General features: G+C 75.0%; 26 protein-coding genes and 3 pseudogenes. 13 read left to right on the forward strand and 16 right to left on the reverse strand.

Annotation, left to right across the window (positions count from 1 at the left end; all coding sequences use genetic code 11):
- Positions 1 to 30: 30 nt before the first annotated feature.
- The 3 genes from KPF47_RS14405 to glpX all read right to left on the reverse strand — a co-directional run bounded on the left by KPF47_RS14405 (position 31) and on the right by glpX (position 3,852).
- Positions 31 to 1,272: an EAL domain-containing protein gene (locus KPF47_RS14405; protein ID WP_224389312.1), complete on the reverse strand. Its 1,242-nt coding sequence runs from the start codon at positions 1,270 to 1,272 to the stop codon at positions 31 to 33.
- A gap of 138 nt (positions 1,273 to 1,410) precedes the next feature.
- On the reverse strand, positions 1,411 to 2,811 hold the full coding sequence (locus tag KPF47_RS14410; RefSeq protein WP_224389313.1) for a class II fumarate hydratase: 1,401 nt from the start codon (positions 2,809 to 2,811) through the stop codon (positions 1,411 to 1,413).
- A gap of 54 nt (positions 2,812 to 2,865) precedes the next feature.
- Positions 2,866 to 3,852: a class II fructose-bisphosphatase gene (gene glpX, locus KPF47_RS14415; RefSeq protein ID WP_224389921.1), complete on the reverse strand. Its 987-nt coding sequence runs from the start codon at positions 3,850 to 3,852 to the stop codon at positions 2,866 to 2,868.
- 534 nt (positions 3,853 to 4,386) lie between these two features.
- On the opposite strand from glpX, the pseudogene KPF47_RS40955 reads away from it, so the two are divergent.
- Positions 4,387 to 4,617: pseudogene (locus KPF47_RS40955) on the forward strand (DUF4245 family protein); the annotation flags it as partial.
- Positions 4,618 to 4,648: 31 nt separating this feature from the next.
- Positions 4,649 to 4,984: pseudogene (locus KPF47_RS38745) on the forward strand (DUF4245 family protein); the annotation flags it as partial.
- Between the two features lie 47 nt (positions 4,985 to 5,031).
- Here the strand turns inward: KPF47_RS38745 and KPF47_RS14425 are convergent.
- From KPF47_RS14425 to KPF47_RS14440, 4 genes are all read right to left on the reverse strand, one after another.
- On the reverse strand, positions 5,032 to 6,201 hold the full coding sequence (locus KPF47_RS14425; RefSeq protein WP_224389314.1) for a S9 family peptidase: 1,170 nt from the start codon (positions 6,199 to 6,201) through the stop codon (positions 5,032 to 5,034).
- Between the two features lie 229 nt (positions 6,202 to 6,430).
- Complete coding sequence (locus tag KPF47_RS14430) at positions 6,431 to 6,655, reverse strand: exodeoxyribonuclease VII small subunit (RefSeq protein WP_224389315.1); 225 nt, start codon at positions 6,653 to 6,655, stop codon at positions 6,431 to 6,433.
- Positions 6,655 to 7,893, reverse strand: a complete 1,239-nt coding sequence (gene xseA / locus KPF47_RS14435; RefSeq protein ID WP_224389316.1) for an exodeoxyribonuclease VII large subunit — start codon at positions 7,891 to 7,893, stop codon at positions 6,655 to 6,657. The genes KPF47_RS14430 and xseA overlap by 1 nt, the downstream gene beginning before the upstream one ends.
- A complete protein-coding gene (locus KPF47_RS14440; protein ID WP_224389317.1) occupies positions 7,890 to 8,507 on the reverse strand; it encodes a lipid droplet-associated protein in 618 nt (205 codons plus the stop codon). Before KPF47_RS14440 ends, xseA begins: the two co-directional genes overlap by 4 nt.
- A gap of 114 nt (positions 8,508 to 8,621) precedes the next feature.
- Between KPF47_RS14440 and KPF47_RS14445 the strand changes: the two genes are divergently transcribed.
- Complete coding sequence (locus KPF47_RS14445) at positions 8,622 to 9,599, forward strand: 4-hydroxy-3-methylbut-2-enyl diphosphate reductase (RefSeq protein ID WP_224389318.1); 978 nt, start codon at positions 8,622 to 8,624, stop codon at positions 9,597 to 9,599.
- 74 nt (positions 9,600 to 9,673) lie between these two features.
- Here the strand turns inward: KPF47_RS14445 and KPF47_RS14450 are convergent, their stop codons facing one another.
- The 3 genes from KPF47_RS14450 to KPF47_RS14460 all read right to left on the reverse strand — a co-directional run bounded on the left by KPF47_RS14450 (position 9,674) and on the right by KPF47_RS14460 (position 12,917).
- Positions 9,674 to 10,222, reverse strand: a complete 549-nt coding sequence (locus KPF47_RS14450) for a L,D-transpeptidase (protein ID WP_224389319.1) — start codon at positions 10,220 to 10,222, stop codon at positions 9,674 to 9,676.
- A gap of 192 nt (positions 10,223 to 10,414) precedes the next feature.
- On the reverse strand, positions 10,415 to 11,245 hold the full coding sequence (locus KPF47_RS14455; RefSeq protein WP_224389320.1) for a DUF6542 domain-containing protein: 831 nt from the start codon (positions 11,243 to 11,245) through the stop codon (positions 10,415 to 10,417).
- A gap of 76 nt (positions 11,246 to 11,321) precedes the next feature.
- Positions 11,322 to 12,917 carry a DNA recombination protein RmuC gene (locus KPF47_RS14460; protein WP_224389321.1) on the reverse strand — a complete coding sequence of 532 codons (1,596 nt, stop codon included), beginning with the start codon at positions 12,915 to 12,917 and terminating at the stop codon, positions 11,322 to 11,324.
- A gap of 239 nt (positions 12,918 to 13,156) precedes the next feature.
- Here KPF47_RS14460 and KPF47_RS14465 point away from each other — a divergent pair, with 239 nt between their 5' ends.
- Positions 13,157 to 13,690, forward strand: a complete 534-nt coding sequence (locus KPF47_RS14465; RefSeq protein WP_224389322.1) for a hypothetical protein — start codon at positions 13,157 to 13,159, stop codon at positions 13,688 to 13,690.
- A 114-nt stretch (positions 13,691 to 13,804) separates the two neighbouring features.
- Here the strand turns inward: KPF47_RS14465 and KPF47_RS14470 are convergent, their stop codons facing one another.
- The 3 genes from KPF47_RS14470 to KPF47_RS14480 all read right to left on the reverse strand — a co-directional run bounded on the left by KPF47_RS14470 (position 13,805) and on the right by KPF47_RS14480 (position 16,308).
- On the reverse strand, positions 13,805 to 14,302 hold the full coding sequence (locus tag KPF47_RS14470; RefSeq protein ID WP_224389323.1) for a methylated-DNA--[protein]-cysteine S-methyltransferase: 498 nt from the start codon (positions 14,300 to 14,302) through the stop codon (positions 13,805 to 13,807).
- On the reverse strand, positions 14,299 to 15,792 hold the full coding sequence (locus KPF47_RS14475; RefSeq protein ID WP_224389324.1) for an AlkA N-terminal domain-containing protein: 1,494 nt from the start codon (positions 15,790 to 15,792) through the stop codon (positions 14,299 to 14,301). Before KPF47_RS14475 ends, KPF47_RS14470 begins: the two co-directional genes overlap by 4 nt.
- A 69-nt stretch (positions 15,793 to 15,861) precedes the next feature.
- Positions 15,862 to 16,308, reverse strand: coding sequence for a hypothetical protein (locus tag KPF47_RS14480; RefSeq protein ID WP_224389325.1), 447 nt, complete (start codon positions 16,306 to 16,308; stop codon positions 15,862 to 15,864).
- Positions 16,309 to 16,488: 180 nt separating this feature from the next.
- Here KPF47_RS14480 and KPF47_RS14485 point away from each other — a divergent pair, with 180 nt between their 5' ends.
- The 7 genes from KPF47_RS14485 (at position 16,489) to KPF47_RS14515 (ending at position 21,925) form a co-directional block, all read left to right on the forward strand.
- The gene (locus KPF47_RS14485) at positions 16,489 to 18,003 is read left to right on the forward strand and encodes a cell wall metabolism sensor histidine kinase WalK (RefSeq protein WP_224389326.1); all 1,515 of its coding nucleotides are present in this window, start codon (positions 16,489 to 16,491) and stop codon (positions 18,001 to 18,003) included.
- A complete protein-coding gene (locus tag KPF47_RS14490; RefSeq protein WP_224389327.1) occupies positions 18,000 to 18,671 on the forward strand; it encodes a response regulator transcription factor in 672 nt (223 codons plus the stop codon). The genes KPF47_RS14485 and KPF47_RS14490 overlap by 4 nt, the downstream gene beginning before the upstream one ends.
- Before the next feature lie 25 nt (positions 18,672 to 18,696).
- On the forward strand, positions 18,697 to 19,770 hold the full coding sequence (gene ychF, locus KPF47_RS14495; protein WP_224389328.1) for a redox-regulated ATPase YchF: 1,074 nt from the start codon (positions 18,697 to 18,699) through the stop codon (positions 19,768 to 19,770).
- 83 nt (positions 19,771 to 19,853) lie between these two features.
- Positions 19,854 to 20,315, forward strand: a complete 462-nt coding sequence (locus KPF47_RS14500; RefSeq protein WP_224389329.1) for an SRPBCC domain-containing protein — start codon at positions 19,854 to 19,856, stop codon at positions 20,313 to 20,315.
- A 154-nt stretch (positions 20,316 to 20,469) separates the two neighbouring features.
- Positions 20,470 to 20,934, forward strand: a complete 465-nt coding sequence (locus KPF47_RS14505; RefSeq protein ID WP_224389330.1) for a hypothetical protein — start codon at positions 20,470 to 20,472, stop codon at positions 20,932 to 20,934.
- Between the two features lie 64 nt (positions 20,935 to 20,998).
- Positions 20,999 to 21,331 (forward strand): hypothetical protein, encoded by a 333-nt coding sequence (locus KPF47_RS14510; RefSeq protein ID WP_060713221.1) that lies wholly within the window; start codon positions 20,999 to 21,001, stop codon positions 21,329 to 21,331.
- A 156-nt stretch (positions 21,332 to 21,487) separates the two neighbouring features.
- Positions 21,488 to 21,925 (forward strand): BLUF domain-containing protein, encoded by a 438-nt coding sequence (locus tag KPF47_RS14515; protein WP_224389331.1) that lies wholly within the window; start codon positions 21,488 to 21,490, stop codon positions 21,923 to 21,925.
- A gap of 6 nt (positions 21,926 to 21,931) precedes the next feature.
- Here the strand turns inward: KPF47_RS14515 and KPF47_RS14520 are convergent, their stop codons facing one another.
- The gene (locus KPF47_RS14520) at positions 21,932 to 22,393 is read right to left on the reverse strand and encodes a nuclear transport factor 2 family protein (protein ID WP_060713219.1); all 462 of its coding nucleotides are present in this window, start codon (positions 22,391 to 22,393) and stop codon (positions 21,932 to 21,934) included.
- Positions 22,394 to 22,483: 90 nt separating this feature from the next.
- Between KPF47_RS14520 and KPF47_RS14525 the strand changes: the two genes are divergently transcribed.
- Positions 22,484 to 23,044, forward strand: coding sequence for a TetR/AcrR family transcriptional regulator (locus KPF47_RS14525; protein ID WP_224389332.1), 561 nt, complete (start codon positions 22,484 to 22,486; stop codon positions 23,042 to 23,044).
- 6 nt (positions 23,045 to 23,050) lie between these two features.
- Here KPF47_RS14525 and KPF47_RS40960 read toward each other — a convergent pair.
- Positions 23,051 to 23,874 (reverse strand): annotated as a pseudogene (locus tag KPF47_RS40960) (MarR family transcriptional regulator).
- Between the two features lie 85 nt (positions 23,875 to 23,959).
- Complete coding sequence (locus KPF47_RS14535) at positions 23,960 to 24,442, reverse strand: GNAT family N-acetyltransferase (protein ID WP_224389333.1); 483 nt, start codon at positions 24,440 to 24,442, stop codon at positions 23,960 to 23,962.
- Positions 24,443 to 25,115: 673 nt separating this feature from the next.
- On the opposite strand from KPF47_RS14535, the gene KPF47_RS14540 reads away from it, so the two are divergent.
- Complete coding sequence (locus KPF47_RS14540) at positions 25,116 to 25,745, forward strand: hypothetical protein (protein WP_224389334.1); 630 nt, start codon at positions 25,116 to 25,118, stop codon at positions 25,743 to 25,745.

Consider the following 25,745-nt stretch of genomic DNA (forward strand, 5'->3'; position numbering starts at 1 on the left):
CGACCCCCGACAGCCGCGCGTCGTCGCCGCTCAGGCGGTGCGCGCGGCTTCCGGCACGGGGCGGGGCGGGGAGACGGGCGAGGGCAGGATCGCGCGGCGCCACAGCTCGGCGACCGGCACCACCCCGCGGCAGGTGCCGTCCGGGGCCACGACGACGAGGTCGTCGTAGCCGCGGGCGGGGTCGCCGGACAGGCTGAGCTCCATCGCGCGGTGCAGCGGCGTGCGCTCGTCGACGGTGCGGGGCGGGTCGGCCAGGCCGGACGCGGGCTTCTCGGACCACAGCGCGTGCCCGAACCTGCCGGCGAGCTGGAGCAGGACGCGGCTGCGGTCGAGGTACCCGACCGGGCGGTGCGCCCGGTCGACCAGTACGACCCCGGCGACGTCCGGGCGGGCGCGAAGGGCCTCGCGGGCGGCGTCGCCGAGGGCGTCGTCGGGCAGGGTCACGGCGGGCACGGCGAGCCCACGCACCGGCGGACCGGACGGGACGGGCGCCGGACGCGGTGCGGAGGGTGCGGGGTCGGCCGGTCGGTCGGTCGCGGGCGACGGCGGCGCGGACGGCTCCGGCGCCGAGCGGAACAGCGACAGCAGCTCGGCGCGGGTGGCCGGGTCGGCCTCGGGGGCCGCGCGGGTCCCGCCCAGCAGCGGCCCCTGGGCGATGGCGACACCGATCGCGAAGAGCCCGGCGAGCCGCCCGGGGTCGCGGACCCCGGTCGCGGCGACGGGTGCCCCGACCGCGCGCGACACCTCGATCACCGCGCGTACGGCGGCGCGGGTCCCGGCGTCCGGAACCCCGTCGGCCAGGTCGGGCTCCAGCTTCACCACGTCCGGCCGGACGGCGGCCACGAGCTCCGGCCCGAACGCACGTCCGGCGCCGTCCAGCCCGATGCGGAACCCCCAGCGGCGCAGCTCGGCCAGCGCCGGGACGAGGTGCTCCGGCGGTGCGGCGGCGCTCAGCGGTGGACCGACCTCCAGCAGCGGCGCGACCGGGTCACCGGCACCGAGCATGGCGCGCAGCCGGGCACGGGCGTGCAGGACGGTGTCCGCGGCGACGTCGACCTGGACCGGCAGCGACCCACCCCACGAGCGGGCGGAGGCGACCGCCGAGACCGCGGTGCCCGCGTCGAGCTCGGCGGTCCGGCGGGCGTCCCAGCCGCGGTCGCGGGCGGTGACGGCCACCGCGTCGTGACCGTGGCGCGGCACGACCTCGACCCCGTTGCAGCGGCCGGAGCGCAGATCGTGCACGGGGACGTACGCGAAACGCTGGTCGGGCATGGGTCAGGTCCGTTCGGGTGACAACGGTGGACGAGTGAACACACGGTGTCACGTCCATGTGGACCGAACGGGGACCCGGAGATGAACAGCAGATGGACTGACCCGGTGCGCCCGGCCGGTGACCGGGCGCAGCCGGGATCAGGAGCGCTTCTCCCCGCGGGTCATCGCCAGCACGTCCAGGGCGCGGTCCAGCTCGTCCTCGGTGAGCGTCCCGTTCGCGACGTGCCCGCGTTCGATCACGACCTCCCGGATCGTGCGCCGCTCCTTCAGCGCCTGCTTCGCGACGGCCGCCGCCTCCTCGTAGCCGATCCTCGAGTTGAGCGGGGTGACGATCGACGGGGAGGACTCGGCGTACTCGCGGGTGCGGTCGAGGTCGGCCTCCATGCCGTCGACGACCTTGTCGGCGAGCAGCCGCGCCGCGTTCGCGATCAGCCGCGCGGACTCCAGCACGTTGCGGGCCATGACCGGCATCATCACGTTGAGCTCGAGGTTGCCCTGGCTGCCGGAGAACCCCACGGTGGCGTCGTTGCCCATGACCTGGGCGCAGACCATCATCGTGGCCTCGCAGATCACCGGGTTCACCTTGCCCGGCATGATCGAGCTGCCCGGCTGCAGGTCCGGCAGGTGGATCTCGGCCAGCCCGGTGCGCGGCCCGGAGGACAGCCAGCGCAGATCGTTGGCGATCTTGTAGAGCGACACGGCCACGGTCCGCAGCGCGCCGGAGGCCTCGACCAGCCCGTCGCGCGAGCCCTGGGCCTCGATGTGGTCGGTGGCCTCGGCGAGCTGTTCCAGACCGGTGGCCTCGCGCAGCTTCGCGACGACGGCGCCGCCGAACCCGTCCGGTGCGTTCAGCCCGGTCCCGACCGCGGTCCCGCCGATCGGCAGGACGGCGAGGCGGGGGAGCGCGTCGCGGACGCGGTCGGCACCGTAACCCGCCTGGCTGGCCCAGCCGCCCGCCTCCTGGCCGAGGGTGATCGGGACGGCGTCCATCAGGTGGGTGCGGCCGGCCTTCACGACCTCCGACCAGTCCGCCGCGCGGCGGCGCAGCGCCGCCTCGAGGTGCTCCAGCGCGGGGACGACCTCGGTCGCCAGCGCCTCGGTGGCGGCGAGATGGATGGTCGTCGGGAAGACGTCGTTGGACGACTGCGAGGCGTTGACGTGGTCGTTCGGGTGCACGTCCACACCCGCGCGGGACGCCAGCGAGGCGATCACCTCGTTGGCGTTCATGTTCGACGACGTGCCCGACCCGGTCTGGAAGACGTCGACCGGGAAGTGGTCGTCGTGCCCGCCCGCGGCCACCTCGTCGGCGGCCGCGGCGACGGCCCGCGCCTTCTCGGCGTCGAGGACGCCCAGCTCCCCGTTCACCCGGGCCGCGGCCGCCTTGACCAGGCCGAGCGCGCGGATCTGCGCGCGCTCCAGGCCGCGGCCGGAGATCGGGAAGTTCTCCACCGCACGCTGGGTCTGGGCCCGCCACAGCGCGTCGGCGGGGACCCGGACCTCGCCCATGGTGTCGTGCTCGATGCGGAAGTCCTCGCTCATGGGCGAAGGTCTACTCCTCCACGACCCGTTCCGCAGTGTTAGGTGAGGCTCACCTCACGGCAGCGGCGGGGCCTCGCCCTCGACGCCGTCGAAGTCGACGGAGGAGAACTCGCGCAGCTTGGTGAGGCGGTGGTAGCCGTCGATCAGCCGCACGGTGCCGGACTTGGAGCGCATCACGATGGACTGGGTGGTCGCGCCACCGCCCCGGTAGTGCACACCGCGCAGCAGCGGACCGTCGGTGATCCCGGTGGCGCAGAAGAAGACGTTCTCGCCACGGACCAGCTCGGCGGTGGTCAGCACCTTGTCGAGGTCGTGACCCGCGGCGAGGGCCTTCTCGCGCTCGGCGTCGTCGGTGGGCCACAGCCGGCCCTGGATCTCGCCGCCCATGCACTTCAGCGCGGCCGCGGTGATGATCCCCTCCGGGGTGCCGCCGACGCCGTAGAGCATGTCCACGCCCGAGGTCGGACGGGCTGCGGCGATGGCACCGGCGACGTCGCCGTCGGAGATGAAGGCGATGCGGGCACCGGCCGCGCGGATCTCGGTCACGATCTGCTCGTGGCGGGGGCGGTCGAGCACACAGACGGTGACGTCGGCGACGTCGATCTCCTTGGCCCGCGCGACCCGGCGGATGTTCTCCGCGACCGGTGCGGTGATGTCGATGGCGTCCGCGGCCTCCGGCCCGACCGCGATCTTCTCCATGTAGAAGACGGCGGACGGGTCGAACATGGCGTCCCGCTCGGCGACGGCGAGCACCGCGAGCGCGTTCGGCATGCCCTTGGCCATCAGCGTGGTGCCGTCGATGGGGTCCACGGCGACGTCGCAGAACGGGCCCTCGCCGTTCCCGACCTCCTCGCCGTTGAACAGCATCGGCGCCTCGTCCTTCTCCCCCTCGCCGATGACGACGACGCCGCGCATCGACACCGAGGAGATGAGCTGGCGCATGGCGTCGACGGCGGCACCGTCACCGCCGTTCTTGTCGCCCTTGCCGACCCAGCGCCCCGCGGCCAGCGCGGCGGCCTCGGTGACCCGGACCAGCTCCATCGCCAGGTTGCGGTCGGGCGCCTCACGACGGCGGGGGGCGGGGCTGGCGGGCTGGCTCACGGATACGTCTCCATTCACGGGCGGCGTGCTCGTCGGCGACGTCCCCTCGTCCGGGTTCCGCGGACGTGCGGGGAGGCGCCCGGCGATCCTCGCACGCCCGACGTCGGGGGAGCAGCGATGAGCGACCGACGCCATGCCTGGGACGATGGACACGTGAGCGCACGACCTGACCCGGGAACGCCGTCGCCGGACCCCGCGGAGCCCGCCGGGCCCCCGGCCGTCCCGGACCCGGCCGAGACCTCCGGCGCGACCACCGGCTCCGGCGCGGCCGCCGACCGGGCCCGGGGCGCCGATCCGGACCGGGACCCGGCCACGGCCGCCTCCTCCGCTGCGGACCCGGACCCGGCTGCCTCCCCGGCGCCCGACGCGGCCCCGGCCGCACCGGGACCCGGCGCCTCCGCGGGATCGGCCCGGTCCGGACGGCCGCAGCCGCCGCCGGTGACCCGCCGGATCCCCGAGGCCGGGCCGCAGGCGATGCACAAGCCCGGGCGCGGCGACGCGTCGGTGCGTGACCTGATCTGGGCCTGCCTGATCCTCGTCCCGGTCGCGCTGCTGATCTTCTCGGTCGGCGGGTCGTGCTCGTTCTCGCCCGGCGGCCCGACCGAGGACGCCGCGTCGGCGCCCACCGTCGACGCGCCGGCGCGGATCGCCGAGTACGCCCGCGGGTCGGCCTTCCCGCTGCGGCTGCCCGACACGGGGTTCCGGGTGAACTCCACCGACCGCGGCCCGGTCGAGGGGGGGTGGCACCGCCGTGCGGATCGGCTTCGTCACGCCCGACGCGGACTTCCTGAGCCTGGTCCAGACCGACGGCTCGGTCGAGGGCGTCCTCGCCACCGAGTCCGGGTCGGCGGGCCGCGGCGACGGCCCGCCGACCCGGCGCGGCACCGTGCAGGCAGGGGGCCTGACCTGGGAGGTCTACGGCGCCGAGGGAGGCGAGCCCTTCCGGGTCGCGACGCTGCCCGGTCGGCCGGAGGTCCGGGCGCTGGTGACGGGTTCGGGCTCGGACGAGCAGTTCCGCACCCTCGCCGAGGCTCTCGTGGCGGCGCCCCCGGTCGCCCCGGGAGGATCCTGAGCGGCCCGTCCGAGTCCGTCGCCCGGGGCGCCCGGCGGCCGCCGGCCTCAGCGGCCGAGAACGGTGTCGAGCCAGTCGAACGTGCGCTGGTGGAACAGCGAGAGCGCTCCCTCGTGGCAGTGCTCCCCGCCTCCCTCGTCCTCACGGAAGCGGATCAGCTCCTTGGGCGAGGTGAGGTCGTCGTACACGCGCTGCGGCTGACCCCGGAAGAACTGGCCGTTCTCCGCCTCCAGGACCAGCGTCGGGCACGCGATGAGCCCGGTGACCCCACTCATCGTGTAGGGCCCGGCCGCGTCGAGGAGCTCGTCGAAGTCGCGTACCCCGAAGGTCCACAGCCCGTTGCGCACCGCCCAGCGCACACCCGTGTCCCGGGCCATCAGCGCGGCCAGCCCGCCGGGGGTCGTCGCGGCGCGGTCTCCGATCGCGGAGAGGACCGGCCGGAAGTCGTGGACGCCGTCGTGGAGCACCGCGGCCGCCAGCCGTGGCTCGAAGGCCGCGGCCCTGGCCGCCAGGTACCCGCCCAGGCTCATGCCGATCAGGGTGAGGCGCTCCGGATGGACCTCGGGCAGGGCGAGGGCGAGATCGACGACCGGTGTGACGACGGCCTCCCAGTCCGGGCGGAAGTGCAGTCCCCGGTCCCGGATGCTCCGGCCCTGACCGGGGCCGTCGAAGGCCAGGACGTTGTACCCGCGGCGCAGCGCACCGGCCGCGAGCGCGAAGTAGTCCTCCTCGAGGGTGGAGTCGTAGCCGCCGTGGAAGAGCACGGTGGGCCGGCGGACCGCGGAGTCGTCGACCAGGAACAGGTAGCCCGGCAGCGACACGTCCTCGTAGGGGATCTCGACGGCCCGGACCGGGGTGTCGAAGAGGGTGACCGCGTCCGCGAACGTCTGCTGTGACGCGGTGGCGAGCCGGGCGGACTCCGTGTCCTGCGCGGGGTTCTCGCGCCGGTAGAAGTCCGCGGTCCGGTAGTAGTTCGAGGCGCGCAGCAGTGCCTCCCGGGCGCTGACCCGGTGGCCGGCCGCCAGTGCGTCGCGCCCGATGAGCTCGACGCGGGCCGCGGTCGCGGCCCACTGCGCGTGCCAGGCGTCCTCGTCGCCCTCCGGGATGTTCCGGCAGGTCACCAGGACCTCGCCGAGGTCGGCGCCGGCGTAGGCCGCGTAGCCGGCCGCGCGCAGGGCCTCGAAGGAGAAGGACTCGTCGTCGAAGAGGAACCTCATCGCGACCTCCGGTCAGATCATGGAACGGAACGGGATCGTTCCGTTTCTCACGATAGCCACGGCCGGGGAGGGACGTCCAGGGAACGGGTCGCGGAGCGATCGACCACCCCGGCCGGTGCGGTCGTCGCCGCGGACGGCCCCGCGGACGGCCCCGCGGACGGCGCCGCGGACGGCGCCGCGGACGGCGTGCCGGCGTCGGGACCGGCGACCGCGGGCCGGGGGGACGGCGTCAGGCGCCGGCGTCCCGCTCCGCCTCGTCCAGCTTCTCCTCGATGCGGGTGCGGGCTCCGGCGAGCTGGTCGTCGCAGCGCCTGGCCAGTGCCTCGCCGCGCTCCCACAGCGCGACGGACTCGTCCAGGCCGAGGCCGCCGACCTCCAGTGCGCGCACGACCTCCACGAGCTCGTCGCGGGCCTTCTCGTAGTCCAGGGTCTCGACTGCCGGTCGTTCGCTCATCAGGTCTCCGGGTCGGGGGTGGGGATCACGGTGGCGGCGACGGCGCCGTCGGCGACCCGGATCCGCAGGCCGGTGCCGGCGGGCGCGTCGGTGACCGACCGCAGCAGCGGGGGCACGTCGTCGCCGGTGCGGCCGGAGAGCTGCACGATCGCGTAGCCGCGGTCCAGGGTCGCAGTGGGGCCGAGCGCGGTGAGCCGGGCCCGCAGGTGCTCGAGCTCGGACGACGAGCGGTCCAGCCGGCGCAGTACCGCGCGGTGGGCGGCGGCGCGGGCGTCGGCGATCTCGCCCTCCCGGGCGGTGACCATGCGGATCGGGTCGGCCAGCACCGGGCGCCGGCGCAGGTCGTCGAGTCGGTGCTGCTCGCGGTCGACCCAGCCGCGCAGGGAACGGCGGGCCCGGTCGCGCAGTCCGGAGATCCGCGCGGTCTCCTCCGCCAGGTCGGGCACGAGGCTGCGCCCGGCCTCGGTCGGGGTCGAGCAGCGGACGTCGGCGACGTGGTCGACCAGCGGGGTGTCCGGCTCGTGCCCGATGGCCGACACGACCGGGGTCCGGCAGGCGGCGACGGCGCGGCACAGCGTCTCGTCGGAGAAGGGCAGCAGGTCCTCGACGCTGCCGCCACCGCGGGCGAGCACGATGACCTCGACGTCCGGGTCCCGGTCGAGGGCCCGCAGCGCGCCGACGACCTGCTCGACGGCGAGCCCGCCCTGCACCGCGACGTTCTCGATCCGGAACCGCACCCCGGGCCACCGCGAGGTCGCGTTGCGGACGACGTCGTGCTCGGCCGCGGAGTCGCGCCCGGTGACCAGGCCGATGGTGTGCGGGAGCAGCGGCGGGCGCCGCTTGAGGGCCGGGTCGAACAGCCCCTCGGCGGCGAGCAGCCTGCGCAGCCGCTCGATCCGGGCCAGCAGCTCGCCGAGCCCGACCGCGCGGATCCGGTCGACGCGCAGCGACAGCGTGCCGCGGCCCAGGTAGAACGACGGCTTGCCGTGCACGATCACCCGGCTGCCCTCGGTCACGGCGCCGCCGGCGTCGCGCACCAGCGACGACGGTGCCGTCAGCTGCAGGGAGATGTCGGCGGCCGGGTCACGCAGGGTCAGGAACGCGGTCCCGGAGCGGGCGTTGACCTGGGCGAGCTGGCCCTCGACCCACACCGCGCCGAGCCGGTCGACCCATTCGGCGATCTTGCGGGCGACGGTGCGGACCGGCCACGGGTCCTCCTCGGAGGTCGTGGTGCTCAACGGTTCTCGGACACTGTCGCGATCCGGTTCGTCAGCATCGTGACGTACGGCGGCCGGTTCTCGTGCGCGGTCTCCCAGGCGAGCAGGTCCGCGAGGTCGTCGAGGCTCAGCGTGCGGAGCTTCCCGCGCAGCTGGGGCACGGTCATCGTCGGGTACTCGGGCAGCACGGCGGGCGCCGTGGCGCCCGCCTCGGCCCGGTTCGACGCCGCGGCCGGGCGGGCCGGGGCGGGCGACCGGTCGATCGGGATGCCGGTGCGGGCGGGCCGCAGCGAGGACACGGTGCCGTTGCGGCCGGCCGGGGACGCGGCGGCGGGCGGCAGCGGCGGAGCGATCGGCTCCGGGTCGGGCAGCGAGAGGTCGGCGCCGTCGGCCAGGTCGTCGTCGAAGGTCGCCCAGCTGGGGACGTCGTCGGCGGGGCGCAGGGTGCCCAGCGCGCGGTCGCCCTTGATGGCCAGCTCGGTGATCCGCTGCTGGAGCCGCATGGACACCTGCAGCGCCTGGCTGACCGCGGTCACCGGCAGCTCGATGGCGTGCCGCGGCAGCTCACGGGCCTGCTCGACGGCGGTCACGACGAGGCCGGCGGCGATCCGCACGGGGAACGGCAGCGGAGACATGCACGCCATTGTCCCCTGATCCGCGGTCCGGTGTCGCGCCGGGCGCGCCCGGGGCCCGGTCGGGCCGGTCACGTACGGCTGCCCGCTCCCGGGCCGGTCCGTACCCTGGGGGTCATGTCCGGTTCTGCCAAGCAGGTCCTGCTCGCCAAGCCCCGCGGCTACTGCGCGGGCGTCGACCGCGCCGTCGAGGCGGTGGAGCAGGCGCTCGACCAGTACGGCGCCCCCGTGTACGTCCGCAAGGAGATCGTCCACAACAAGCACGTGGTGGAGACGCTGCGCGAACGTGGCGCGATCTTCGTCGACGAGGCGTCGGAGGTGCCGGAGGGCGCGCACGTGGTGTTCTCCGCGCACGGCGTCTCGCCCGCGGTCCGCGACGAGGCCAAGGACCGGAACCTGCAGACCATCGACGCGACCTGCCCGCTGGTCACCAAGGTGCACCAGGAGGCCAAGCGGTTCGCCCGGGAGGAGTACGACATCCTGCTCGTCGGGCACGCCGGGCACGAGGAGGTCGAGGGCACCTCCGGCGAGGCGCCCGAGCACATCCAGCTCGTCGAGTCCGCCGCCGACGTCGACAAGGTCACCGTCCGCGACCCGGAGAAGGTCGTGTGGCTCTCGCAGACCACGCTCAGCGTCGACGAGACCATGGACACCGTCCGCGCCCTGCGCGAGCGCTTCCCGAAGCTGCAGAACCCGCCGTCGGACGACATCTGCTACGCCACGCAGAACCGCCAGGTCGCGGTCAAGACGATGGCGCCGCGCTGCGACCTCGTGCTCGTCGTCGGGTCGCGGAACTCGTCGAACTCGGTGCGGCTGGTGGAGGTCGCGCTCGGCGCCGGCGCCGGCGCGTCCCACCTGATCGACTACGCCCGTGAGATCGACGAGTCCTGGCTCGACGGCGTCACGACGGTGGGGATCACCAGTGGCGCGTCGGTCCCGGAGATCCTGGTCCAGGGTGTCGTCGAGTACCTGGCCGAGCGCGGTTTCGGCTCGGTCGAGGAGGTCGACACCGCCGAGGAGACGCTGACCTTCTCGCTGCCCCGCGAGCTGCGCCCGCCGCGCGGCCGGTCGCTGGGGCTGACCCCGGTGAACTGACCCGCGCCCTGCACGACGGAGGCCCCGGACCGATGCGGTCCGGGGCCTCCGTCGTGCGCGGTCGGGGTGGGCGGTCAGCCCGCGGCGCGGTCCGCCTGGACCTGCTTCGCCGAGACGACCTGCACCTGGTCGCCGATCTGCAGGGTGTCGAACCACAGCTTCGCGTTCTCCGGGGTGAGCCGGACGCAGCCCGCCGACGGGGTGTCGGTGCGGCCCTCGTGGAAGGCGATGCCGCCGTCCTGGAAGAACACCGCCCACGGCATCGGGGCGGGCTCGCCGTTGGTCATCGTGTACTCGCCGCTGCGGTGCAGCTGCTCCTTGCGGTAGACCCGCAGGGAGTGACCGATCGGGGTCTCCTTGCCCGGGCCGCCGATGGCGACCGGGACGGGCCCGTGGGTGATCCGCCCCTCGGTGAACAGCCAGGAGCGCTGGGTGTCGAGGTCGACGCAGGCACGCGCCGTGACGGTGCACGGGGTGCCCGCCACGAGCGGCTGGTCCCGGAAGGCCTGCGCGGCCGGGGTCCCGGCGATCGCGGTGCCGACGCCGATCAGCGCGACGGCCACGGTGACCAGCGCGATGACGATCGCGGGGCGCGTCCTGCGGGGGCTGCGGGTGGTCGACATGGGTCTCCAGTGGTTCCGGCGTGCGTCGGGGAGCGGCGGGGTCACGCCCTGCCCCCGACAGGGAAGACGCTCGGGAGGGCAGTGGGTTGCTCCCATTGTCCGGTCCGTCGCGACCGGCGCCGTCCGCGGGGTACGTTCCGGCCGTCCACCTGGGGGGATGTGTCCGGACCGCGGGGAGGCGGCGGCCGACCCTCAGCGGGTGTCGCGGCGTGTCCGGCCGGTCGCGCCGCGTGCCGAGCCGCGGGAGCTCTCGGACCGGGACGACCCACCGCTGCCGGATCCGGACCGCGCGGAGCGTGCGGCCGAGCCGGTGGACCGGGACACCGAGCCGGTGGACCGTGATGCCGACCCGGTGGACCGCGCGGCGGAGCCGGAGCGGGGGACCCCGGTGCTCGTGGACCCGGTGCGGCCGGCGGAGCCCGTGCGCCCGGAGCTCCCGGTGCGCCCGTCCGGGACGGAGCCGGTCGCCGAGCCGGTGCGGGCGCCGCCCGAGGTGCGGGACCGCGCCGCGGTACCGGTGGCGCCACCGCGCGGGGGCCGGGTCCGCGCGCCCGGGCCGTCCGGGTCGTGTCCGCCCGGGTCACGGCCCACACGGTGCCGGAGCCGGCCGACGGCGTCGTCCGGTCCGAGGCGCTGGCGCAGCGCGCGCAATCCCGCGAGGAGCAGCACGACCAGGGTGGTCACCGCCATGGCCGGGAACGCGTTGATCAGCGGGGCGCCCGCCATGAGCAGGCTCTGCGCCGCGCCGCCACCGGACGGGGCACCGATCAGCATCGCGACCAGCGGGACGACGACCGCCAGCAGCAGCGGCGGCTGCACGGCGGGCAGGAACAGCCCGCGCCGGCGGACCCAGGAGACCGCGAGCACGCAGCCGAGCAGGTAGCAGACCTCGAACACCCGGCCGACGGTGCCGATCCGCAGCAGGTCCACCAGGACTCCGAGGGCGGTGGCGCCGACGGCCAGGCCGGCCGCGGCGAGCGGCGGGATGCCGAGGACCGGGGGGAGCAGGGACCGCTCACGCACCGGCCAGCCTCCGCGTGCGGGGGCGGACCCCCGGCCGGGCCGGCGGGCCGAGCTCGATCGGGCCGTGGTCACCCGGTCAGCCTAACCCCTCCCGCCACGGTGCTCCGGGGGCGTCGTCGCGTGCCGCGTCGCCGTCGCCGAACGTGCCCGGATGTGCGCCGTCGGGTCGGCCACCGCCGGATCGGGTGCCCTCCGACCGGCTCTGGTCGGGCCGCCCCAGGTCCTCCAGCGACACCAGCGAGTCCCCGGCGGAGGCGACCAGCTCGGGGGCGGAGACGCCGCGCGGGGTCCGGTCGACCGTCGCCGGGGTGGTCAGCTCGGTGTCGGACACCTGCAGCTCGGTGAACTTTCTGGCGCTCACCAGGACCCGGGCCTCCAGCGACGAGACGGTCCGGTTGTAGCTGTCCACCACCGCGTCCAGGCTGCGGCCGAGCTTCGCGACGTGCGTGCCCATCGTCGCGAGGCGACCGTGCAGCTCGCGTCCGAGCCGGTGCACCTGGGCGGCGTTGCGCGCCAACGCCTCCTGCTTCCAGCCGTAGGCGACCGTCCGCAGCAGCGCGACCAGGGTGGTCGGCGTCGAGAGCACGACGTTGCGGCCGAAGGCGTACTCCAGCAGCCCCGGGTCCGAGCGCAGCGCCGCCTCCAGGAACGGGTCACCCGGCACGAACAGCACCACGAACTCCGGGGTCGGCTCGAAGGACTCCCAGTAGGCCTTGGCCGCGAGCTGGTCCACGTGGGTGCGGAGCTGGCGGGCGTGCGCGGCCAGGCGCTCGGCGTGCACGTCGGGATCGGCGGCCTCGACCGCCTGCAGGTAGGCCGCGAACGGCACCTTGGCGTCGACGACGACCTGCTTGCCGCCCGCGAGCCGGACCAGCATGTCCGGGCGCACCCCACCGTCCTCCCCGGCGGCGGACACCTGGGTGGAGAAGTCGCAGTGCTCGAGCATCCCGGCCATCTCCGCGACCCGCTGCAGCTGCATCTCCCCCCACCGGCCGCGGACCTGGGGCGCGCGCAGGGCGTTGACCAGTGCCTTCGTCTCGGTGCCCAGCCGCTCCGAGCTCACCGCCATCGCCTTCACCTGCTCGCGCAGCCCCGCGTAGGCGGACTCGCGCTCCTTCTCCACCGTCCGCAGCTGCCCCTCGAACCGGCCCAGCGCCGTCGCCACCGGGTCGAGCAGCTGCTCGACGGCCTTCGCCCGGGCCGCCTGGTCGCCGTCGGCTTTCGCGGCCAGCGCGGCGGTCGCCTCCTTGAGCCGGCTCTCGGCCAGCGCCACGAACGCCTCGTTGTTGCGGGCCAGCGCGTCCTGCGACAGTGCGGCGAAGGAGTCCTTCAGCTCGGCCTCGCGGCGGGCGGTCGCGGCCTCGGCCCCGGCCCGGGCCTCCCGCTCTGCGCGCAGCGCGGCGGTGGCGCCGGCCGCGTCGGACTCGGCGCGCCGGGCCCGGTTCGTCGCGTCGTCGAGGGACTCGTGCAGCTCCTCGACGCGCTCCAGCAGCGCGGCCCGCTCGGCACGCAGGCCCGCCGCGTCGGCCCGGGTGGTGGCGGCGGTGTTCGCCGCGGCGCGGGCGGCCTCGGCCGCCTCGGCGCGGAAGCGGGCCGCCGTGACCGACCGGACCACGACGGCGGCGACCGCCGCACCGAGCAGCGTTCCGAGGAGCAGGCTGAGGACGTCCACCCGGGAAGCGTGCACCGCGCCCCTGACAGTTCCGCATCCCCGCAGGTCGGACGCGTGTCCGGCCGCGGGCGCACACGGGGGACGGCCGGGGGCGCCGCGGGTTGCCCCGGCGAGGCGCACGACACGCCGGGCGAACCGGTTCGCGATGCACACGTCTTCTCCGGTGTCGGACCTTCGGGGGGCCGACGGTCCGGGCCGGGGGGCCCGGACGCCCTGTGAGAGTGAGAGAGGTACCTGTGATGACCACCCGACTCGCCCGCACCATCGGCCGCCGCGCCGCCACGTCCACCGCGGCCCTGGCGGTCGCCGCCGCCGTCCTGGTCCCGGCCGGGGTCGCCGCGGCCGCACCCGCGACGCCGGCGGGGGACCCGGCGCCCAGCGCCTGCCGCCCGGCGAACCAGCGCGCCGTCATCGAGCCGGCGCCCGCGAGCGCCGGGCACCGGCACTACTCGGTCGTGCTCAGCGCGGCTCCCGGCACCGCGCCGTGCCTGCTGTCCGGCTCGCCGTCGGACCTGGTCTTCAGCCTGAACGGCTCGCCGCGCGCCTCCGAGGTCGCGGTGCCCTACGGCGACCAGACCCGCGCCGTCGAGTTCGGGCCGGGGGAGCCCGTGGCGTTCGACGTGCAGATCCGCAACTCCGCCGGGCCCGCCACGGCGAACGAGCTGCAGTTCTCGCTGCACGGTCCCGGCGGTGACGTCCCGGGCAGCTTCCTCGCGCAGGGGCCGATCGGCGTCGACGCCGGCATCCAGGTCGGACCCGTCACCGCGCGCTGACCACCGCGCGTCGCCTGCGGGGCCGCGGCCCGGGCACCGGACCGGTCGTCCACCGACCGGAACGGCGCCCGGGCCGTACCGGCGTCGCGGCGGTCCGCGGCCGCCGCGCGGGGCTCAGACCGCCTCGTGGTCGAGCAGCCAGCGCTTCACGGCCAGGCCGTAGCGGAAGCCGCCCAGGGTCCCGTCGGTGCGCAGCACCCGGTGGCACGGGACGAACAGCGCCGCCGCGTTGTGCGCGCAGGCGCCCGCCGCGGCTCGCACCGCCGCAGGCCGGCCGGTCTTCCCGGCGTAGCCGGCGTAGGTGACGGGAGCCCCCGCCGGGACCGTCCGCAGCACGTCCCAGGCCAGCTCCCGGTAGGGGCCCGACCGCTGGCGGACGGGCACGTCGTCGATCACCGACAGCTCGCCGCCGTGGTAGCGGTCCACGGCCTCGCCGACCGCACCGAGGTCGCCCTCGGCCACCGTCGCCGGGGCCAGCGAGCGGTGCACCAGGGGGAGCAGCTCGTCGACCGAGGCGGTCCAGCCCGAGGCGAGGACGTACCCGTCGTCGTCGACGACGGCGGTGAACGGCCCGGCCGGGGTCTCCCGTGTGGACCACGTTGCTGTGCTCATGCGCTCCTCCGAGCAGTGGTGGTGGCGGCGGACGTCGCGGCCCGCCAGAGATGGGTGGCGGCATAGGACCGCCAGGGGGCCCAGGCGCGGGCGCGTGCACCGAGCGCCGCCTCGTCGCCGGGGAGTCCGAGTGCCACGGCCCCGCGCCGCACCGCGAGGTCGGAGGCGAGCAGCTCGTCCGGGTCGCCCAGGACGCGCATGGCCAGGTACCCGGCGCTCCAGGGGCCGATCCCGGGCAGCGCGCACAGCTCGGCGCGCAGCCCGTCGGGATCGCGCCCGGGGTCGAGGACCAGCGCGCCGGAGGCGAGCGCGGCGCACAGCCCGCGCAGCGACGCCGCCCGCCGGGCCGGCCCCGCGACGTCGGCGTCGGCGAGCGCCGCCGGTTCGGGGAACAGCAGCTCCGGGCCGTCCCCGTCGCGCAGCTCGGCGGGCAGCGGTGTGCCGTGCACCGACGCGAGACGGGCCGCGGCCGTGCGGGCGGCGGCGACCGACACCTGCTGGCCGAGGACCGTGCGCACCGCCGTCTCGGCCGGGTCCACGGTGCCCGCCAGCCGGATCCCGGGGGTCGCGGCGACCAGCGGGGCGAGCGCGTCGTCGGCGCCCAGCACGGCGTCGACGGCGAGCGGGTCGGCGTCGAGATCGAGCAGCCGGCGCAGCCGCGTCACCGCGGGCCCGACGTCACGCGGGTCGGACGCCCGCAGCGTGGCGACGACGGCGCCGGCCCGCGCGGTCAGGTCCAGCGCGACGGCGGCCGGTCCGTACGGCAGCGCCAGCGTGCGCCGGTAGGTGCCGCCGGTGACGCTCTCGACCCCCTCGACGGCGCGGGCCGCGAGGTGGTCGAGCAGTCCGTGCGGGTCGAACGGGGACCGGTAGGGCAGTCGCAGGACCAGCGCTCCCGGCGGGCCGGGCTCGCGGGTCCGCGTCCGGCGCGCGGCCTCGGCGCGCAGCTGCGACGGCGGCACGCCGTAGACCGCGCGGACGGTGTCGTTGAACTGACGGACGCTGCCGAACCCGGCGGCGAAGGCGACGTCGGCCAGGCCGAGCGGGGTGGTCTCGACCAGGATCCGGGCGGTGTGGGCGCGCTGCGCACGGGCCAGGGCCAGCGGTCCGGCGCCCACCTCGGAGGTGAGGATCCGCCCGAGCTGGCGCGGCGAGTAGCCCAGCCGCGAGGCGAGACCGGGCACCCCGTCGCGCTCCACCACGCCGTCGGCGATCAGGCGCATGGCGCGTCCCGCGGCGTCGGCGCGCAGGTTCCACTCCGGTGAGCCGGGGACGGCGTCGGGCAGGCACCGCCGGCAGGCCCGGTAGCCCGCGGTCTGCGCGGCGGCCGCGGTGCGCAGGAACTCCACGTTGCGCGAGCGCGGCGGCGGCACCGGGCAGGACGGGCGGCAGTAGATGCCGGTGGTGCGCACGGCCGTGACGAACTGGCCGTCGAACCGCGCGTCCTTGGCGGCGACGGCGCGGTAGCAGGAGTCGTGGTCGAGCAGCACGACACCGACGATGCCACCCCGCGCCCGTCGTCACTGGCGGAAATCGGTCACCGGTGTCGGCGGTCCGCCCTACGGGCAGAGCGCGCCCGACATCCACCCCTGCTCGCAGGCGAACCGGACCTCTTCCTCGCGCGAGGCGTCCCGGTCGGGCACCCCCGACGGGCGCTCGCGGGTCCGTTCCGGGGTGGTGCGCGGCGGGTCCGCCGGCGCCCGGGTCACGGCCGGGGCGGGCTCGGCCGGGGCGGGGTCGACCGGCTCCGGGGCCGTGGTTCCCCGCTCCCGGGTGGTGCCGCCGGTGTCGTCACCGACGACCGGCGCGCTCCCGCTCGTCGGTTCCGGTGCCGGGGCGGCCGGCGGCGGGCCGGGTACCGCCGGGGCGGGGACGGCGGGCGGTGCCGGGGGCACCGCGGGCTCCTCCTGCCCGGCTGCGGTCAGCGACACCGCGGACACGGTCCCCGCGGTGGTCATGACCGCGACCCCCGCGGCCAGCAGGGCGTGCATTCCGGGCAGGCGCACGACGTCCCCCTCGGTCTCGGTCGTCGAAGCTCGGCCCGGACGGATGTAGTGCACGGCCGTCCGGGTGACGGGAGCGGATCGACGATGGCTGTACGTCACCTGTGCGTCGTGCGACGGAGTATGCCTTACGCCCAACGGAGCAACGACGGCGACGTTCGGTGATCGTTGCGGGTGGGAGTCGTGCGCCGGTCCCGCGGTGGGTACGGGATCATCGTCGTCGGCACCGTCGAACTGGAGGCGATCATCGCGACCGAGGCCGTCGGATCCGGCCCCGGGCCCCGTCGCGCCGGACGGGCGACCGCGGCCCGCACCCGCATCGTGGGGTGGGTGCTGCTGCTCGTGCTGGCCTCGCTCGGCGTCGTCACGCTGCTGACCTGGATGCTGCTCATCGACGAGACCGACCGCCGGATCGACGGGGCCCTCAACTCCGAGATCGCCGAGTTCGCCCGCGTCACCGAGACCGGCATCAACCCGACCACCGGCGAGCCGTACTCCTCGGTCGACGAGATCCTCCGGTCGGTGATCGCGGCGAACGTCGCGCGGCCCAACGAGAAGTTCCTCGGCTACCTGGACGGGCGCTTCCGCTGGGAGTCCCGCCGGACCAGCCCGCGGGTACTGCTGCGCGAGGACCCGGCGTTCGCCGCGCTGGTCGCCGACGTCCGCCGTCCCACCCGCGGGTCCTACCTCAGCACCGCGGGCGAGGTGCGCTGGTCGGCGCTGCCGGTCGGGCTCGCCGGCGACCCGCAGCGCGGCGTCATCGTGATCGGCTACTTCACCGAGCGGGAGCACGACTTCGCCCACGAGGCCGCGCGGCTGATGGGGCTGGTCGGGTTCGGCACGGCGTTGCTGTCCGCGGTCGGGGCGTGGCTCGTGGCCGGACGCATTCTGCGGCCGCTGCGCGACGTCGCGGCGACCGCCAGGACGATCACCGGGCGGGACCTGTCGCGGCGGGTGCCGCAGCGCGCCCGGGCCCGGGACGAGATCGCCGAGCTCGCCACCACGCTCAACGCGATGCTCGACCGGGTGCAGAGCGGGATGGTCTCCCAGCGGCGGTTCGTCGACGACGCCGGGCACGAGCTGCGCACCCCGATCACGATCGTCCGCGGGCACCTCGGGGTGCTCGACCCGCACGACCCCGACGACGTCGCCGAGACCGTCGCCCTAGTCGACGACGAGCTCGAGCGGATGAACCGGCTGGTCTCGGAGATGCTCGCGCTGACCCGGGCCGAGCAGCCGTCGCTGCTGCGGACCGAGACCGTCGACGTGGGCGCGCTGACCAGGGAGCTGTTCGAGAAGCTGACCGGCCTCGCCGACCGGGACTGGCGGCTGGAGTCGGTGGCCACGGTGCGGTGCCGGATGGACCCGCAGCGGATCACGCAGGCCGTCGTCGCGCTCGCCGACAACGCGACCCGGTTCACCGGGGACGGCGACCGGATCGCGCTGGGCTCGGAGGCGGTCGACGGCCGCCTGCGGATCTGGGTGGCCGACTCCGGGCCGGGCGTCGCCCCGGAGGACCGGCACCGCGTGTTCCGGCGCTTCGCCCGCGGCGACGACGCACCCCGCTCCGACGGGGCCGGGCTCGGGCTGTCCATCGTCGAGGCCATCGCGACGACGCACGGCGGCCGTGTCCTGCTCGAGAGCACACCCGGGCACGGTGCGACCTTCACGCTGGACCTGCCGAGGAGCGAGACGTGAGCAGTCGGATCCTGGTGGCCGAGGACGAGCCGCGGATCGCGTCGTTCGTGAAGAAGGGCCTGGTCGGGGCGGGGTTCGAGGTCACGGTGGTGGCCGACGGCGCGGGCGTGCACGACCACGCCGTCACCGGGGGGTTCGACCTGCTGGTGCTCGACATCGGGCTGCCCGGGATGGACGGGTTCGAGGTGCTGCGCCGGCTGCGGGCCGCGGGCAGCGCCGTCCCGGTGATCATCCTGACGTCGCGCGACAGCGTGCACGACACCGTCGCCGGGCTGACCGGCGGCGCCGACGACTACATGGCCAAGCCGTTCCGGTTCGAGGAGCTGGTGGCCAGGATCCGGCTGCGGCTGGAGCGCGCCCGGCCCGTCCCCGACCCGGACGTGCTGACCTTCCACGGGCTCGAGCTCGACCCCCGGACCCGGCACGTGAGTGTGCACGGGCGCACCGTCGAGCTGTCGGCGCGCGAGTGCGCGCTGGCCGAGACGTTCCTGCGCCACCCGGGCCAGGTGCTGTCCCGTGACCAGCTGCTGCGGCTGGTGTGGGGGCCCGACGGGTCGGGGGCCTCGTCCAACGTCGTCGACGTCTACGTCCGCTACCTGCGCCGCAAGCTCGGACCGGAGTGGATCGCGACCGTGCGCGGCTCGGGCTACCGGCTCGAACCGGGCTGAGCAGGGCCGACTACCCTGGTCGTCCGTGTCCCTCACCCTCGGCATCGTCGGCCTGCCCAACGTCGGCAAGTCGACCCTGTTCAACGCGCTGACCCGCAACGACGTGCTCGCCGCGAACTACCCGTTCGCGACGATCGAGCCCAACGTCGGCGTCGTCCCGCTCCCCGACGAGCGCCTGGGGAAGCTGGCCGGGATCTTCTCCTCGGAGAAGATCATCCCGGCGACGGTGTCGTTCGTCGACATCGCCGGCATCGTCAAGGGCGCCTCCGAGGGCGCGGGCCTGGGCAACAAGTTCCTCGCGAACATCCGCGAGTCCGACGCGATCTGCCAGGTCGTCCGCGTCTTCGACGACCCGGACGTGGTGCACGTCGACGGCCGCATCGACGCCGCGAGCGACATCGAGACCATCGCGACCGAGCTGGTCCTGGCCGACCTGCAGACGCTGGAGAAGGCGATCCCGCGGCTGGAGAAGGAGGCGCGCACCCAGAAGGACCGCAGGCCGGTCCTGGACGCCGCGAACGCCGCCGCCGCGATCCTCAACGAGGGCCGGACGCTGTTCCAGGCCGACGCCGACACCGAGCTGCTGCGCGAGCTCACGCTGCTCACCACGAAGCCGTTCCTCTACGTCTTCAACGCCGACGAGGCCGTCCTCACCGACGACGCGCGACGCAAGGAGCTCACCGAGCTCGTCGCCCCGGCCCAGGCCGTGTTCCTCGACGCCAAGGTCGAGGCCGAGCTGCTGGAGCTCGACGACGCCTCCGCCGCCGAGCTGCTGGAGTCGATCGGGCAGGACGAGCCGGGCCTGGCCCAGCTCGCCAGGGCCGGGTTCTCCACCCTCGGGCTGCAGACCTACCTCACCGCGGGACCCAAGGAGTCGCGCGCCTGGACGATCCCGCAGGGCGCCACCGCGCCCCAGGCGGCCGGCGTGATCCACACCGACTTCGAGCGGGGCTTCATCAAGGCCGAGATCGTGTCCTTCGACGACCTGGTGGCCGCGGGGTCGATGAACGCCGCGAAGGCCGCGGGGAAGGTGCGCATGGAGGGCAAGGACTACGTCATGCAGGACGGCGACGTGGTCGAGTTCCGGTTCAACGTCTGAGTCGGTCCGCTCCGGCGCCGGTCCGCTGGGCCGCCGGACGGCACGACGGAACCGGGCGACCGGGCCGCGGGTAGGTTCGCGGCGTGGGCAGAACGGATCGCGCCAGTCTCCTCATCCACGTCGACCGGCCGACCGTCTTCGCGGCTCTGACCACCGAGGAGGCGCTGCTCCGCTGGTTGGCGCCGGCGGGGATGCGGAGCCGGTTCGAGCGGTTCGACATGCGCGAGGGAGGCTCGTACCGGCTCGTCCTGACCTACGACGACTCCTCCGGCTCGCCCGGGAAGTCCTCCGCCGACTCGGACACCTCCGACGTTCGGATCGCCCGGATCGTGGACGGCGAACGGATCGTGCAGGAGGTCGACTTCGAGTCCGACGACCCCGCCTTCCACGGGACCATGCGGATGGAGTGGAACCTGCGCGCCGTCGAGGAGGGGACCGAGGTCGAGGTCGTGGCCCGGGACGTCCCGGCCGGAATCGGCGCCCGGGACCACGCGGAGGGGATCACCTCGTCCCTGGTGAACCTCGCCGCCCTCCTCGAACCGTGACGCGGCCCGTCCTCTCCCCGCGGGGGAGGCGGGGCCCGCGCGGTCATCAGAAGGGGTGACGATCCGGCGCCCGCACTGACCGCCGTCGCGACACCCGCGACACTGTGGGCCGCGCGCGGGTGCGCGCGGCGGGAGCGACGGGCCGGGGGTCGGGATGGGCGGGAGCCGCTTCGCCGTCGTGGTCGTCGTCGCCGTGATCGCGGTGACCAGCGCCTGTGCCGCCGCGTCCGGGGCCGAGCGGGCCGACGCCGGGCCGGCGGCCGTGTCGCCGTCGGCGTGGTCCGCACCCGCCACCGGTGTACTGCCCCGGGCCGGAGCCGGTGCCGCCGCGGCGGGCGCGGCGGTGGACGGGGCGATCGCGGCGACCCGCCGGGCGGCCGGGTCACGGGCGACGGGCACACGGGCAGCCGGGACACCGTCGGACGGGACGGGCCGGGCGTCGGCCGACGGCGACGACTGCGCCGGGCGGGCGATGGCGGCCGGCAGGTTCGACCCGTCGTGCGCCGCCTACCAGGGGTACCTGGACCCGGGCACGTCCGCGGGCCGTGCACCCACCAGCGGTGAGACGCAGATGCAGTACCTGTGCGAGCGGGGACTGGTTCCCCGTAGCGACTGCTGACGGGGTCCCCAGGCCGCCCCGGGTCGCCGTCGTCGCCACCCGGTCGCGGCTACCCTGGCGGAGTGTGAACCTCCTGCAGAAGGCGGCCCGGGCCGTCAACACCGTCGTCACGCCCCTCGCGCGCTCGGGCAGGTTCGGTCCGATGACCGAGATCAGCTACCGCGGACGCCGATCCGGCACCGAGTTCCGGCTCCCCGTGGCCTTCCGGCCCGCGGGCGACGGCGGTGTCATCCGGGTCGAGCTGCCGGACCGAAAGAACTGGTGGCGCAACTTCACCGGCGAGGGCGCGCCACTGCGGGTCCGGGTGGACGGTGCGGAGCGGACCGGGCACGGGGTGGCGGTGCGGGACGGGCGGCAGGTCCGGGTGGACGTCCGGTTCGACACGGCCCGGCCCTGACCGCCGCTCTCCCGACAGGTTGTCTCATATCGCGACGCCGGAGTGTGTCCCACGCCACTACCGTCGGATCGGCCGTGACGATCACCCGGGCCCCGGGGCGTGACGGTTTCCGCGCCCGTCTCCGGTGACGCGGCCCGACCGACACGGGGGAAGCACATGGCCGAGCAGGTCCACCGGTTGATCTACCGCAGCCACAGCACCGTGCCCGGTGACCGTCGCGACGAGGTCCTGGCCGAGATCTTCGACGTGGCCCGGTCGAAGAACAAGAAGGCCGGTGTCACCGGGGCGCTGCTGATCTCCGACCACCGGTTCGTCCAGGCGCTGGAGGGCGACGAGGCGGTGGTGACCGGGCTGTTCGAGACGATCAGGGAGGACGACCGGCACACCGAGGTGTCGGTGGTGGAGTCGACGCCGGTGGCGGGCCGGGTGTTCTCCCGCTGGTCGATGGCCCGTATCTCGGCGAGCGGGCGGTCGGACATCCCGCTGCACGACGTCGACGGTCGCATCCGGCCCGCGGCGCCGGATCAGCCGGACCGCGAGCAGCAGGAGCTCCTCACTCGGATGCGGAACACGATCGGCGCGGACTCGGTCTGACCCGGCTCACCGCAGCGGGATGTCGACGCCCCGCTCGGACTCGGGGCGCGGGCCGTGGATCCGGCGCTCCTCCTCGGTGATCGCGACGTCGTTGATGCTGGCCTCGCGGCGCCGCATGAGCCCCTGCTCGTCGAACTCCCACAGCTCGTTGCCGTAGCTGCGCCACCACTGACCGTCGGCGTCGCGGGACTCGTACTGGAACCGGACGGCGATGCGGTTGTCGTCGAAGGCCCACAGGCTCTTGCGCAGCGCGTAGTCCTGCTCGCGCTCCCATTTCGCCCTCAGCAGCTCGACGATCTCCTCCCGGCCGGTGGCGAAGGTGTCCCGGTTGCGCCACACCGAGTCCGGTGTGTAGGCGCCCGCGACGCGCTCCGGGTCGCGGGTGTTCCAGGCGTCCTCGGCGGCCTGGACCTTCTGCCGTGCGGTCTCCGGGGTGAACGGCGGGTACGGCGGACGACCCTCGGTCATGGCTGCCTCCTCGGGGAATCGAGAACGTGCGTTCTCGACCGGTGCCGGTAAGGTAGGGAACGATCGTTCTCGATGTCAAGGAGGTCATCGGTGCCTGCGCCCGTCTCCGAGGAACAGGCCCGTCTCGACCGGGACGGTCTGCTGGACGCGGCCGAGCTCCTGTTCTACGAGCACGGCATCCGGGCCGTCGGGATGGACCGGGTCCGGTCGGCGTCGGGGCTGCCGCTCAAGCGGATCTACCGCGACTTCGCCACCAAGGAGGACCTCGTCGTGGCGGTGCTGCGGCGCCGTGACGAGCGCTGGCGTGGTGACCTGGCTGCGTACGTGACCCGGGTCGCGGAACCCCGTGCGCGGCTGCTGGCCGTCTTCGACTGGCTGGGGGAGTGGTTCGCCGGCCCCGGGTTCCGCGGCTGTGCGTGGATCAACGCCTACGGCGAGCTCGGCAGCGCCTCGGAGTCGGTCCTGCACGAGGTGCGGCGGCACAAGCAGCTGTTCCACCGGCAGCTCGGACAGTGGACGTCGGCGGCGGGGGTGGACCCCGTCGAGCCGGTCAGCCTGCTCGCGGAGGGGGCGATGGTGACCGCCGCGATCGGGGGGAGCCCGGAGCCGGCGCGACAGGCGCGGGCGGCGGTGGAGGCGATGCTGCCCTGATCGGCGTCACGGCGTCCACGCCGCCGCCATCACCACGGACAGCGGCTCCAGTGCCGCGACCAGCTCGTCGAGCTCGGCGGTGGACAGGGCCGCGTACGGCGGCGCGGCGAGCTCGTCGGTCACGGCCTCGACGCGCGCCTTGACCTCCCGGCCCGCGTCGGTGAGCCACCCGGCGTCGTCGACCAGGCCACGGTGCCGCAGCCCGGCCATGACCTCGGCCAGCCGGGCCCTCGGCAGGTGGTGCACACGCCCGAAGGTCTCCGGCGGGTGGATGCCCATGTCCAGCGCGGACAGGATGTGGGCCTCGGTGCCGCCGATCCGCTCGGCGAGCAGCGCGGTGACGTGCCCGTCGCCGCGGTGCTCGCGCAGGGTCGCGGCGGACTGCCACAGCCGGGTCAGCGGGTCGGTGGGCACCGGCAGGGTGCGCATCCCGGCCGGCCCTCGGTGGGGGCGCCCGCCGCGGCCTCGGTGAGCAGGTCGGCGGCGCGGGCCGTCGCCGGGGAGCCGACCCGCTCCGCCCCGAGCAGCCGGTGCAGGGCCGACACACTGCCCCGCCGCCACGCGGCGAAGGAGTCCTCCGGCGGGATCGTCGCCCAGGCGCCGGGGATGTGCCGCGCGGCCTCGCCCTCGGCGAAGCTGTAGAAGGCCGCGTGCACGACCTGGGCCGGGACCCGGCCGAGCGGGGCGGCCCGGCTCGCGAAGTAGCCGTCCCAGTAGGTGCGGTGGCCCAGCGCGGCCAGCTCCTCGTTCGGCTCGTCGGCGAAGTAGGTGACCAGGCAGATCGGTTCGAGCAGGTCGTGCATGCGGCGTGCGGTGTGTGCGGTCGACATGTCGGGTAGGACCCGCCGTACGCCCGGAACTGATCGCGGGCCGGTCACCCGGGGCGCGGGGGTGCCCGCCGATACCTCGCCCGGGTCACGTCCGTGGTCGTCGGCCCGCCCGGTCCATCCGCGCGTGCACGGCCCCGCCGTCGACGGTCACACCCGCCCCGAGCCCGTGCAGCGCCGCCACCGCCGCGGTGTTGTCCGCGGTCGTCTCCGCGACGACCGGGCCGTCGGCCCGGTCCACGAGCATCCGCAGCACCGCACCGCCGACTCCGCGGCCCCGCCACGACCGGGCCAGCCAGATCCCGGCCTCCTCGCCGCCCCCGACCGGTTCCAGCCGCGCCGCCCCGGCCACGGCCCCGTCGACGACGACGGCCCAGGTCCGCTCCATCGGTTCCGCCGCCGCGACCGACCGCTCCCGGTGGAACGCGAGGAACGCCGCCCGCCGCCGGGGCGTCCAGCCGGGCGGGCCGGGCACCGGCGGCATCACCTCGAGCGGATCCGCCCCGTCCGCGGCCGCGTCGCACAGGGCCGCGAGCAGGGGTTCGTCGAGACGCCGCAGGTCCAGGTGCACCGGCCCAGGATCGCGGTCACCGACGCGGTGCGACACCGGTTTCCGGCAGCGCCGGGCCGGGGTCACCGCCACACCGATCGGCGGCGCCCGTGGGCTCCGTAACCCGGCTGCGGAGTGACACGCATCCTCGGCGTTACTCCGGACGGACCACGTCGTTGAGTCCCATGAGGGGTGCTCCCGGACGGCGACAGGCTGGTGCCAACGACTGTCCAGGCCTCGGACGTGCCGCCGTTCGGCGATCGATACACACCCGGCGGCGTCGCCCCGCGCGACGAACGGTCCAGTGCGGCCGCGCCGTACGGCCCATCGCCGCAGGTGGGCGGGGCATTTCCCGGGCGTCGGCCCGGTCGCCGCGGTGACCCCGGGGGCTAGAGACGCCCGTTCACGCCCATCGTTGCGTCGCTGTGATCCATCCCACTTCCGTGGCGTCATCTGTAACGATCGGCGAGCTGTCGATCTTCCACGGAGAGCAGTTAAACGACACCTGACGGATAGCACTCTGTGTAGTTGATCAACGGCGAACGGTCGGTCGTCCGTACGAGAAACGGACATATGACGCCTCGAACGAGGGGGTGCTCTCGGTTCCGTGATCGGCGTCCGTACGTTCTGCGGCACCGGCCAGTGACGGAGTGTCAGTGTGACGGCCGGATCACCTCGCCACAGAAGGAGTGCCATGAACGCCCCCGAGACGACTCCCGCCCGTCGTAACGCCCGGCGGATCGCCACCGCCGGCGTCCTGTCCGTCCCGCTGGTCCTGGGTTCGGCCGGGATGGCCTTCGCCGGGGACTACGGCGACGGCGGCAAGCACCACGACAAGGGCCGCGACTGCGCGCCGTCCTCCGCCAGCCAGAAGGGCGGCCTGCTCGGCCTCGACGCCGCGGTCGACCCGCAGCTCAACGTCGGCGGCATCCTGAACCAGGGTGCGGTCTCCCAGCAGAACACCACGCTCGACCGGTCCAACTCCGGCATCGTGCAGAACGGCTGCGGTGCGGGCGACGCCGTGCAGATCGACGACCTCGTCGGCCTGGGCCTGGACGTCAGCCCGTCGGCCAACATCGGCGGCATCCTCAACTCCGGCCCGGTGCAGCAGTCGACCACCACCGTCGACGACTCCAACAGCGGGCTCCTGCAGTCCGGTGGCAAGCACGGCGGTGGCGGGCACGCCTCGCAGCGCGGCGGCCTGATCGACGTCGCGGCCACCGTCAACCCGTCGATCAACATCGGCGGCCTGCTGTCCGGCGGCCCGGTCTCCCAGTCCACCACCACGGTCGACCAGGGCAACTCGGGCATCGTCCAGGGCTGA

Source organism: Pseudonocardia sp. ICBG1293, from assembly GCF_020131355.1.
In the GTDB taxonomy this organism is placed as follows: Bacteria; Actinomycetota; Actinomycetes; order Mycobacteriales; family Pseudonocardiaceae; genus Pseudonocardia.